This is a genomic window from Oerskovia sp. NPDC060287 (assembly GCF_042726775.1).
GTDB lineage: Bacteria > Actinomycetota > Actinomycetes > Actinomycetales > Cellulomonadaceae > Oerskovia > Oerskovia merdavium.
In genome coordinates this window covers 1-10,430 of sequence record NZ_JBHXBO010000144.1, presented here as the reverse complement: position 1 = coordinate 10,430, position 10,430 = coordinate 1, and the positions used below count along the sequence as shown (strand labels likewise).

The following is a 10,430-nucleotide window of genomic DNA, read 5'->3' as shown; positions in this document are numbered from 1 at the left end:
GCGCCGAGCTGGTCGGCGCGCCGGGCACACCGGGACCGGGGCCCCGGCGCGCCCCGGGTGACGCCACCGCACGTGGCGCGCACCGCCGTCGGGCCGCGGCGCCCCGCCGGCCTCGACGAGAGCGACCTACGCGGGCTCTGCCGCCGCGTCCTTCGACGGCCCGACGCCGTCGCTCGCCTCCCCGGACTCGGCCGCCTCGTTCGCGGGGCTCGTCGCGAGGACCACGCAGCCCGCGAGCGCGACGAGCGCCGCGACGGCGACCGCGGGGTCCCAGCCCGAGCGGATCGTGTCGCCGAGCACCGCGATGCCCACGGCCCCGGGGACGACGACCTCGATCACCGAGAGGATCGCGGCGTTCGTCCCGACCTTGCCGCGCTCGAGCGAGCGCAGGTACGCGAGCGCCCCGACGACCCCGAACAGCACGATCGCGATCGCGAGCGGCTGGAAGATCGTGTCCCAGATGTCCCCCGAGGCGTGCGCGCCACGTGCCGCGACGGCCGCCCCGGAGTACCCGAGGGCACCGATCACGGCGAGCAGCACGGGTGTCCCGGCCTTGTAGAAGATCAGCGCGATGACCGCGAGCCCCGCGGCCACCCCGATGAGCACGGGCGTGAACCAGTCGGGCGGCACGGGCGCGGGCTGCTCCCCGCCCGCGATCCCGAGCACCACGAGCGCGGCCACGATGGCCGCCATCGCGGCGACGTCGATCCGTCGCATGGGCACCGAGAGGAACACCTTGGCGAGCAGGACCGTCACGACGAGCGAGCTCGCGAGCACGGCCTGGACCACGAAGAGCGGCAGGTGGTCGAGCGCGACGAGCGAGAAGAGCCACGCGACGAGGTCGACCGTGAACGCGAGGATCACGAGGGGTTGCCGCACCACCGCGAGCCCCTGGGCGCGGCGGGCCGCGACGGCCTGCATGACGGTGCTGACGCCGTAACCGATCGCGGCGGTGATGGCGGCGAGCAGGCTGAGGAACACGGGACCTCCTGAAGGTTGAGCCCCAGTCTTCCCGCGCGGTGCGCGCCGCGCGCGGCGACGAGCCGTCAGGTCCGCAGTGACCTCGGACTCACGGTCGTCCGGACACAGGGACAGTCCCTGCCGTTCACGGGGCCGAAACGCTCCGTGGCTACCGTGACGGCCATGCGGATCGAACCTCTCACCTTCCCCGCGCCCGGTGGTGGCGCACTCGTCTCCTCGAACGCCCGCGGCGGGACCGCCGTCCGGTCGGGCCGCCCGGGCGCGCCCGGCAGGCCGGGCCCTGCGGCAGCCCCCGCGGCCGGCCTCTCGCTCCTCGACAGCCTCGCTGCCCGGACGGCCGACCTGTCGTGCCTCGCCGACGTGCTGATCGACTGCGTGCAGGGCGGCGCGAGCGTCGGCTGGGTCAAAGCGCCGACCAAGGAGCAGGCGACCGCGTGGTGGTCGGCGTTCCTCGCAGACCCGGACCACCGCACGTGGGTCGGGCGCGACGACTCGGGTCGGATCGTCGCGACCGCGTCGCTCGCCCTGACGTCCAAGGCCAACGGCACGCACCGCGCCGAGGTCGTCAAGCTCCTGGTCCACCGTCAGGCGCGCGGCAACAAGTTCGCCCCGGGACTCATGGCCACGATCGAGCGCTTCGCGAAGGCCGAGCGGCTCTCGCTCCTGACGCTCGACACCGAGACGGGCAGCCTCGCCGAGTCGCTGTACCGCCGGTGGGGCTGGTCCGAGGTCGGCGCCGTCCCGGGGTTCGCCAAGGTCGCGGGCGGCGCACTGGTGTCGACGACGATCTTCTACAAGCAGCTCGGCGCGCGCTGACGGCTCCTGCCAGGGGCAAGGGCGCCCCGAGCACCTCCCTGCCACGCCCAGACGCCTGCCGAGCCCCCACGGGCACGGACGCGCCGGGCGCGGAAGCTGCGCAGCGCCTCAGACCGCGACGCGGGGAGCGCGCAGCAGCCGTCCCGCGACCAGCACGAGGTACGCGACGAGCAGCACCGCGGCGCCCCACGCGAGCGCGCCGTACGACGAGACCGCGATGACGATCCCCGCGAGCACCCCGCCGAGCGCGCCGCCGAGGTTCATCGCGAAGTCCGAGAGCCCCTGGACCTGGGTCCGGTCCCCGGCCGGCGTCGCGTCGATGAGCAGGGCCGATCCCGCGACCAGCCCGCACGACCAGCCCACGCCCAGCAGCACGAGCCCGACCGTGAGCCGTCCCGAGTCGTCGCTGGGCGCGCCCGCGACGACCACGGCCGACGCCAGCAGGACCACCCCGCCCACCGCGAGGACGCGCGCGTGCCCCACCCGGTCGGCAGCCCACCCGATCACGGGGCTGAGCACGTACATGCCCGCGATGTGCGCGCTGATGACGATCCCGATGACCTGGAGGCTCGCACCGCCGTGCCCCATGTGCACCGGGGTCATGGACATGAGCCCGACCATCACGAGGTGGCTCACGACGATCGCCGCGAGCGCGAGCTGCGCGGTCGCCGACGCGCGGATCACGGCCCACCCGGCCGCGAGGCCCGCGCGGAAGCCGGGGCGCGCGGGGGTCGGGGCGGCGACCACGTCCGCCTCGGGGGGTACGTCCTCGCCGCCCGACGGCGCAGCCTCCTCGGCAGCGCCCGCACGGGTCCCGCTCGTCCCGGGCCGCGACTCGGCGGTCTCGGCGGATCCGGCCGCTGCTCGCGCGGCCGCCACGTGCAGCGGGTCGGGACGGAGCAGGACCCAGACGGACGCGGCGGCCGCGGCGAACGCCAGGGCTGCGACGAGGAGGGGTGCGGCCGACGTGCCGTGCGCGCCGTGCTCCCCGGCCGGGCCGGGCAGGAGACCGAGCTTCTCGGTCGCCCCGGCGAGGTTGGGGCCGAGCACCGAACCGATCGTCGTCGCCCAGATCACCACGGACAGGTCGGTGGCCCGCCGCTCGGGCCGGGCCAGGTCGGTCGCGGTGAAGCGTGAGGCGAGCCCCGTCGCCGAGCCCGCCCCGAACAGCAGCATCCCGGCGAGCAGCAGCGGCCAGGTCTGGAGCAGGGTCGCGGTCGCCGCGAGGGCGGCCCCCAGGAGGGCGACGACGTAGCCCGTCGTGAGCGACCGGCGTCGGCCGTGGCGCTCGGCCAGGCGCGAGAGCGGCAGGGCGACGAGCGCGGCGCCGACCACGGCCGTCGTCTGCGCCAGCCCGGCGATCGCGTCGGAGCCGGACAGCTCGGACGCGATCAGAGAGCTCACCGAGATCCCGGTCGCGACCCCGATCCCGCCGAAGACCTGGCTCGCGGCCAGGACCGAGACGGTCCGCCGCTGGATGCGGTCGACGGGGAGGCCGTCAGGTCCGGGAAGAGGATCAGGAGTCACCCGGGCAGCGTATCGACGCAGGGGTCACGCCCGTCCCGGCACCACCGGCCGGGCACGGTCGTGCGGCACCGCACCGTCGCGAGGCGCGGGACCCTCGAGCACCCGCAGGACGGCCCGCACCGCCTCGCGGCCGGCGCGGTTCGCCCCGATCGTCGACGCGCTCGGCCCGTACCCGACGAGCTGGACGCGCGGGTCGGCGACCACGGTCGGCCCGTCCATGACGATCCCGCCGCCCGGCCCGCGCAACCCCAGCGGCCCGAGGTGGTCGAGCGCGGCCCGGAAGCCCGTGGCCCACAGGATCACGTCGGCGCCCTGGTGCGTGACACCGTCGGGACGGACCCCCTCGTCCCACGCGACGCCGTCGGGCACGACGCGCGAGAACATGGGCAGGCGGCGCAGGACGCCCGAGGCGATCCCCGCCTCGTAGACCGGCGTGAGCGGCAGGCCCGTGACGGACACGACGCTCTCCGGGGCGAGGCCCGCGCGCGTGCGCTCGTCGACGAGCGCGACCGCGTCGCGCCCCCGGTTCTCGTCGAACGGACCGCCGACCCACACGGGCTCGCGCCGCGTGACCCACGTGGTCGAGGCCGCGTGCGGCGCGATCTGGAGCAGGAACTGCGTCGCGGACGCGCCCCCGCCCACGACGACCACGCGCCGGCCCGCGAAGTCCTCGGCCCGCCCGAAGTCGTGCGTGTGGAGCTGCGTGCCCGCGAACGTCTCACGGCCCGGATACCAGGGCCAGAAGGGCTTGGTCCAGGTCCCGGTCGCGTTCACGAGCGTCCGGGCACGCCAGGTCACGGGCCCCTCGGGCGTGGTCGCCTCGACGAGCAGCGCACCCGTCGCAGGGTCGTCGCGCACCTCGCGCACCGAGACGGGTCGTAGCACGCGCAGGTCGTTGACCTGCTCGTACGCCCCGAAGTACCGCCCGACGGCGGTGCTCGCGCTCTCGCGCGGGTCGCCCGGGTCCAGGGCCAGCCCGGGCAGGTCGTGCACCGCGTGCGTCTGCGCCATGGTGAGCGACGGCCAGCGGAACTGCCACGCGCCACCTGGTGCGGGCGCCCCGTCGAGCACCACGAAGGTGCGCTGGTCACCCCGGGAGGCACCGTCGTCAGGTCCGGCGGACACGAGCCCGTCGAGACCGAGCGGCACGAAGCCGCGCCGCCTCAGGTGGTACGCGGCCGAGAGCCCGGCCTGCCCCGCGCCCACCACGAGGACGTCGACGTCGACGGGCCGTGGCTGGTCGACGTGCCTGGTCGTCGAGAGGTGGTGTGCCGGTGCAGAGGTGCTCACACCCGTACCAACCGCGCGGGCCGCGGGACTCATCCACGGCACGGCCGTGACGCACCGCACAGCGCGACGGCACGCGTGGGGACACCCCGTGAACGTCCCGTGGACCTTGGCGGCCACCTGGGCGTTCGCCCGGTGGAACCTGTGCACGGCGGGCACCCTGGAGGAGTGAGTCCGTCCTACGCCCTCCCCGGCGCAGTCCCGCTGCCCGAGCCCGACACCGCACCGACCCTGCCCCCTGCCGTGCTGCGCGAGCTCGCGGGGCGCAGCGACTGGGTGTCCTCGTGGTGGACGGTCGGTCTGCTCGCGGCCGCCGGCGTCCTGGTCGCCGGGCTCGTGGTCTGGGACCGGCGGCGACGGACGGCACGCCACGCAGGCGGTCCCGGCAGGCCGCGCGGCGCGTGGCGCGCCTGGGCCGGGACGGTCGCGTCGGGGCTCCTCGTGGTCCTGTCGGTGTCGGTCGCGGTCAACGCCTACGCGGGCTACGTCCCCAACGTCGCGGCGTTCCGCACCACCATGGCTGGGTGGGGCCTCGTCGACCCGCCGCCGAGCCACCGCGACAAGCCCTCGGAGCGCGCGGGGTCGTCGGCGACGGGCTCGGTGACCTCGACGCCGCTGCCGGCCACGGACCTGCGCATGGCCGACGGCATCACGTGGGTCTACACGCCGCCGGGCTTCGACCCCTCGGCGTCGACGCGGTACCCCGTCGTCTACCTCTTCCACGGCAGCCCCGGTCAGCCGAGCGACTGGTTCGCGGCGGCCGACAGCGCCAACGTCATGGACACGCTGCTCGCGGCGCAGCTCGTCCAGCCCATGATCCTCGTCGCGGTCGACGTCAACGGGACCGGCCCCTCGTCGCGCGACACCGAGTGCCTGGACTCGACGACGGGCGGCGCGCAGGTCGAGACCTACGTGACCGACGTCGTGATCCCGTGGGTCGACAGGACGCTGCCGACGGTCCCGGACCGCGAGCACCGCGCGATCGGCGGGATGTCGTCGGGCGGGTTCTGCGCGCTCAACCTGGGGCTGCGCCACCTCGACACGTTCAGCGCGATCATGGCCCTCGAGCCCTACGGCGACCCGGGCGGCGGGGGGCGCGCGATGCTCGCGACCCAGGAGGAGCTCGACGCCAACTCCCCCAGCCACTACATCCCGACCATGGACTTCACGGCGCCCGTCGCGGTCTTCCTCGACGGCGGTTCCGAGGCCCCGCGGTTCGACCGCGAGGCGAACCGCCGGCTGGCCGCCGCCCTCACCGAACGCGGTCAGACCGTCGCGCTGCGCGAGGAGCCCGGCCAGGGGCACACGTGGGCCATGGTCCACGCGGGCCTGCCCTACGGGCTGGAGTTCGTCTCGGAGCACCTGGCCCAGCCCTGAGCCGGTGCGTCCGCCCGGTTGTGATGGGATGGAGCCATGCACTCCCCTCTCGAGATCGGCCCGCTCGACCCGGCCACCGCGGACGATGTCCGCGCCCTGGCGGCCGCCGCCCGCGAGTCCGACGGCGTCGCCCCCCTCTCCGAGCAGCCGCTCCTGCGCCTCGGCGTCGACGACGAGGACCTCACGCACGTGGTCGCGTACGACGGTGCGGGCACCGTCACGGGGTACGCACAGATCGACCGCGGAGGGGACGTCGCGAGCGCCGAGCTCGTGGTGCACCCGGCCGCGCGCCGGCGTCGGACCGGCCGCATGCTGCTGCGCACCGCGCAGCGCGACGCGACCCTGCCCGCCCGCTCGGGCGAGCCCGGCCAGCACGGCCGCACGCTGCACGTGTGGGCGCACGGCGACCTCCCCGCGGCGCGCGCGTTCGCGGCCGACGCGGGGCTCGTCGTCGTGCGCGAGCTGTGGAAGATGGGCCTGGACCTGCGCCCGGGGACGTGGGAGCGTCCCGAGGTCCCCGCGGGCCTGCGGCTGCGCACGTTCCGCCCCGGGCCCGACGACGCGGCCTGGCTCCGCGTCAACGCGCGCGCCTTCGCGCACCACCCCGAGCAGGGCCGCCTGACCCAGGCCGACCTCGACGCCCGGCTCGCCGAGGACTGGTTCGACCCCGAGGGGTTCTTCCTGCTCGAGCGCGAGGACGGGTCGCTCGCCGGGTTCCTGTGGACCAAGGTGCCCACGGACCAGGCCGGGTCCTCGGACGCGCCCGTGCGCGAGGGTGAGATCTACGTCGTCGGCGTCGACCCCGACGCCCAGGGCGAGGGGCTCGGGAAGGTGCTGACCGCCGTCGGGCTCGCGCACCTCGCGGCCCAGGGCCTCGACCGCGCGGTCCTCTACGTCGACGGCGACAACACCGCAGCGACCCGCACCTACCTCGGCGCGGGCTTCGGCAAGGACACCGTGGACGTGCAGTACGGCCCGCCGGCTGTGCATCCCGTCACCCAAAGTTCACCGAGTGATGCCACCATGAAGCCATGACCGACTCCACCGTCCGTCCCGGCGTCCGGACCCCCGCGCGCCCGGACCAGCAGCCGGAGGCTTCTCGCGACGCCCGTCCCCGGCCCGCCCTCGACCCTGAGCTCGCGGCGCACATCGCCGAGCACATCGCCGAGGAGGAGCCCGTCACGGGGACCGTCGACAAGGAGGTGCTCAGTGCCGAGCCCCTGCCCGCCGACCGGTTCGCGGACCGCGAGCTGAGCTGGCTCGCGTTCAACCAGCGCGTGCTCGAGCTCGCCGAGGACGAGAACCAGCCCCTGCTGGAGCGCGTGCGCTACCTCGCGATCTTCGCGTCGAACCTCGACGAGTTCTTCATGGTCCGGGTCGCAGGCCTCAAGCGACGCATCGCGACCGGGCTCGCCGTGACGGCCGCCTCCGGTCTCACGCCGCGCCAGGTGCTCGACGCGATCAGCGAGCGTGCGCACGAGCTCATGGCCCGCCACGCCGCGGTGTTCGCCGACCAGGTGCAGCCCGCGCTGGCGACCGAGGGCATCTCGCTGCTGCGCTGGGAGGACCTCGACACGCGCGAGCAGGAGCGCCTGCACAAGTTCTTCCGCAAGCAGATCTTCCCCGTGCTCACGCCCCTGGCCGTGGACCCCGCGCACCCCTTCCCGTACATCTCGGGGCTCTCGCTCAACCTCGCGGTCGTCGTGGTGAACCCGACGACGGGCAAGGAGCACTTCGCGCGCGTCAAGGTGCCGCCGCTGCTGCCGCGCTTCATCGCGGTCGACTCGCGCGGCCGGCCCTCGGCACCCAGCACGCAGGCCGCAGACCCCGACAAGGGCCCCACGTCGTTCGTGCCGCTCGAGGACGTCATCTCCCAGCACCTCGACCACCTCTTCCCGGGCATGGAGGTGCGCGAGCACCACACGTTCCGCGTGACCCGCAACGAGGACGTCGAGGTCGAGGAGGACGACGCGGAGAACCTGCTCCAGGCCATGGAGAAGGAGCTGCTGCGTCGCCGGTTCGGCCCGCCCGTGCGCCTCGAGATCGCCGACGGGATCAGCCCGCGCATCCGCCAGCTGCTCGTGCGCGAGCTCGACGTCGCGGACGACGAGGTCTACAAGCTGCCTGCGCCGCTCGACTTCACGGGCCTCAACCTCATCGCCGACCTGGACCGTGCGGACCTGCACTACCCGCGGTTCGTGCCGACCACGCACCGCTTCCTCGCCGAGGTGGAGAGCGCCAACCCGACCGACGTGTTCGCCGCGATCCGCGAGCGCGACATCCTGCTGCACCACCCGTACGACTCGTTCTCGACCTCGGTCCAGACGTTCCTCCAGCAGGCCGCCGCGGACCCCAACGTGCTCGCGATCAAGCAGACGCTGTACCGGACGTCGGGCGACTCGCCCATCGTCGACGCCCTGATCGACGCGGCCGAGGCCGGCAAGCAGGTCCTCGCCCTGGTCGAGATCAAGGCGCGCTTCGACGAGCAGGCCAACATCTCGTGGGCACGCAAGCTCGAGCAGGCGGGCGTGCACGTCGTGTACGGGATCGTCGGCCTCAAGACGCACTGCAAGCTCTCGCTCGTGGTCCGCCAGGAGCCCGAGGGGCTCGTGCGCTACTGCCACGTGGGCACGGGCAACTACAACCCCAAGACCGCGCGCCTCTACACGGACCTCGGGCTGCTCACCGCGGACCCCGAGGTCGGCCAGGACCTCACGCGCCTGTTCAACCAGCTGAGCGGCTACGCACCCCAGTCGAGGTTCCACCGGCTGCTCGTCGCGCCCCGCTCGGTGCGCTCGGGCCTCGTCGAACGGATCGAGCGCGAGGCGGTCGCAGCCCGCGAGGGCCGCGACGCGTGGGTCAAGTTCAAGGTCAACTCGGTCGTCGACGAGACCATCATCGACGCCCTGTACCGAGCCTCGCAGGCCGGGGTGAAGGTGGACCTCGTGGTCCGCGGCATCTGCGCGATCCGCCCCGGGGTGCCCGGGCTCAGCGAGAACATCCGCGTGCGGTCCATCCTGGGCCGGTTCCTCGAGCACTCGCGCATCTTCGCGTTCGCCAACTCGGGCGGCCCGGCCATCGCAGACGGTCCCGAGTCCGGCCCCGAGGTCTTCATCGGGTCGGCCGACCTCATGCACCGCAACCTCGACCGCCGCGTCGAGACGCTCGTGCGGCTCGTCGACCCGGACCAGATCACGAACCTGCTCGACCTCATCGACATCTCGATGGACAGCGGCACGGCGTCCTGGCACCTGCAGGCGGACGGGACGTGGGTGCGGCACTCGACCGGACCCGACGGCCCGTTGACCGACATCCAGTCCACCCTCATCACCCGACAACGCCGTCGTCTGGGCATGGGTCAATGAGCTCTCCGTCCTCGTTCGCACCGCTCGTGGACACCCTCGGCCCCACCCACGTCCCGCACGCCCCCGTGATCGAGTCGGCGGGAGGGCTCGTGTGGCGCGTGCGCGACGGCGAGCTCCAGGTGCGGCTCGTCCACCGGCCACGCTACGACGACTGGTCGTGGCCCAAGGGCAAGCTCGACCCGGGCGAGACCTTCCAGACCGCCGCCGTGCGCGAGGTCGCCGAGGAGACCGGCAAGCCCGTGATCCTCGGCGTCCCGCTGCCCGGGCTGCAGTACCTGACCCCGGAGGGGCGCGTGAAGCGCGTGCACTACTGGGCCGCGCAGCAGGCCAAGCGCGTGCGCGACGCGGGCCCGCTCGCCGCGCGCGCCCCCGTGCCCCCGGTGTCGCCCGACGAGATCGACGCGACCGAGTGGCTCGGCGTCGAGGAGGCCGCACGCCGGGTGACCCGCAAGGCAGACCGCGGTCCGCTCGCCGCGCTCGTCGAGGAGTACACGCACGGACGGCTCTCGACCCGGGTCGTCGTGATCGCCCGGCACGGCAAGGCCGTGACCCGGGCCGCGTGGCACGGGGCCGAGCAGGACCGGCCGCTCACGCCCGCCGGGCACGCGCAGTCCGTCGCGCTGGTTCCCGTGCTCGCGGCCTACGGGGTCAACACCGTGGTGACGAGCCAGTGGGACCGCTGTGCCCAGACCATCGCGCCCTACGCGCAGGCCGCCCGGCTCGAGACCCTCTCGATCGACCACCTGACCGAGGCGCAGCACGAGCGGTCCCCCTCGCGCGTGGCACGCACCGTGCGCGAGCTGCTCGAGTCGCAGCGCTCGACCGTGCTCTGCACGCACCGGCCCGTCCTGCCCACGGTCCTCGACGTCCTGGGTCAGCACTCACGCCGCCCCGTGGCCAACGCCCTGCCGACACGGGACCCGTTCCTGGAGCCGGGAGAGATGCTCGTGGCGCACGTCGCGGACACCCCCAAGGGGCCGCGCGTGCTCGCGGCAGAGAAGGTCGCACCGCCGCTGCACTAGGTCGACACGTCCCTCCCCGTCCGAGCGCACGTCACGGCCGACGGCGCGCCGCCTC

Annotated in this window: 8 protein-coding genes; 5 read left to right on the top strand and 3 right to left on the bottom strand. The window is 74.3% G+C overall.

Annotated elements, in window-relative coordinates; all coding sequences use genetic code 11:
- Positions 1-126: 126 nt before the first annotated feature.
- Positions 127-981, bottom strand: coding sequence for a hypothetical protein (locus ACFWFR_RS13175; protein WP_377618286.1), 855 nt, complete (start codon positions 979-981; stop codon positions 127-129).
- A 162-nt stretch (positions 982-1,143) separates the two neighbouring features.
- Here ACFWFR_RS13175 and ACFWFR_RS13170 point away from each other — a divergent pair, with 162 nt between their 5' ends.
- Positions 1,144-1,797, top strand: a complete 654-nt coding sequence (locus ACFWFR_RS13170) for a GNAT family N-acetyltransferase (RefSeq protein ID WP_191800692.1) — start codon at positions 1,144-1,146, stop codon at positions 1,795-1,797.
- A 108-nt stretch (positions 1,798-1,905) separates the two neighbouring features.
- On the opposite strand, the gene ACFWFR_RS13165 is transcribed toward ACFWFR_RS13170, so the two are convergent.
- Both ACFWFR_RS13165 and ACFWFR_RS13160 read right to left on the bottom strand, forming a co-directional pair.
- A complete protein-coding gene (locus ACFWFR_RS13165; protein ID WP_377623249.1) occupies positions 1,906-3,324 on the bottom strand; it encodes an MFS transporter in 1,419 nt (472 codons plus the stop codon).
- A 24-nt stretch (positions 3,325-3,348) separates the two neighbouring features.
- Positions 3,349-4,614: an NAD(P)-binding domain-containing protein gene (locus ACFWFR_RS13160; protein ID WP_377623248.1), complete on the bottom strand. Its 1,266-nt coding sequence runs from the start codon at positions 4,612-4,614 to the stop codon at positions 3,349-3,351.
- A gap of 165 nt (positions 4,615-4,779) precedes the next feature.
- Between ACFWFR_RS13160 and ACFWFR_RS13155 the strand changes: the two genes are divergently transcribed.
- The 4 genes from ACFWFR_RS13155 to ACFWFR_RS13140 are packed head-to-tail and all read left to right on the top strand — an operon-like array spanning position 4,780 to position 10,375.
- The gene (locus ACFWFR_RS13155; protein WP_377623247.1) at positions 4,780-5,988 is read left to right on the top strand and encodes an alpha/beta hydrolase; all 1,209 of its coding nucleotides are present in this window, start codon (positions 4,780-4,782) and stop codon (positions 5,986-5,988) included.
- Positions 5,989-6,024: 36 nt separating this feature from the next.
- On the top strand, positions 6,025-7,023 hold the full coding sequence (gene mshD, locus ACFWFR_RS13150) for a mycothiol synthase (protein ID WP_377623246.1): 999 nt from the start codon (positions 6,025-6,027) through the stop codon (positions 7,021-7,023).
- Positions 7,020-9,353 carry an RNA degradosome polyphosphate kinase gene (locus tag ACFWFR_RS13145; protein WP_377623245.1) on the top strand — a complete coding sequence of 778 codons (2,334 nt, stop codon included), beginning with the start codon at positions 7,020-7,022 and terminating at the stop codon, positions 9,351-9,353. Before mshD ends, ACFWFR_RS13145 begins: the two co-directional genes overlap by 4 nt.
- Positions 9,350-10,375, top strand: a complete 1,026-nt coding sequence (locus ACFWFR_RS13140; RefSeq protein WP_191800682.1) for an NUDIX hydrolase — start codon at positions 9,350-9,352, stop codon at positions 10,373-10,375. The genes ACFWFR_RS13145 and ACFWFR_RS13140 overlap by 4 nt, the downstream gene beginning before the upstream one ends.
- Positions 10,376-10,430 lie beyond the last annotated feature (55 nt).

Excerpts from the sequence above, each read along its gene's own strand:
- ACFWFR_RS13170 (WP_191800692.1), top strand. The coding sequence starts at position 1,144 with ATGCGGATCGAACCTCTCACCTTCCCCGCGCCCGGTGGTGGCGCACTC.
- mshD (WP_377623246.1), top strand. The coding sequence starts at position 6,025 with ATGCACTCCCCTCTCGAGATCGGCCCGCTCGACCCGGCCACCGCGGAC.
- ACFWFR_RS13145 (WP_377623245.1), top strand. The coding sequence starts at position 7,020 with ATGACCGACTCCACCGTCCGTCCCGGCGTCCGGACCCCCGCGCGCCCG.
- ACFWFR_RS13140 (WP_191800682.1), top strand. The coding sequence starts at position 9,350 with ATGAGCTCTCCGTCCTCGTTCGCACCGCTCGTGGACACCCTCGGCCCC.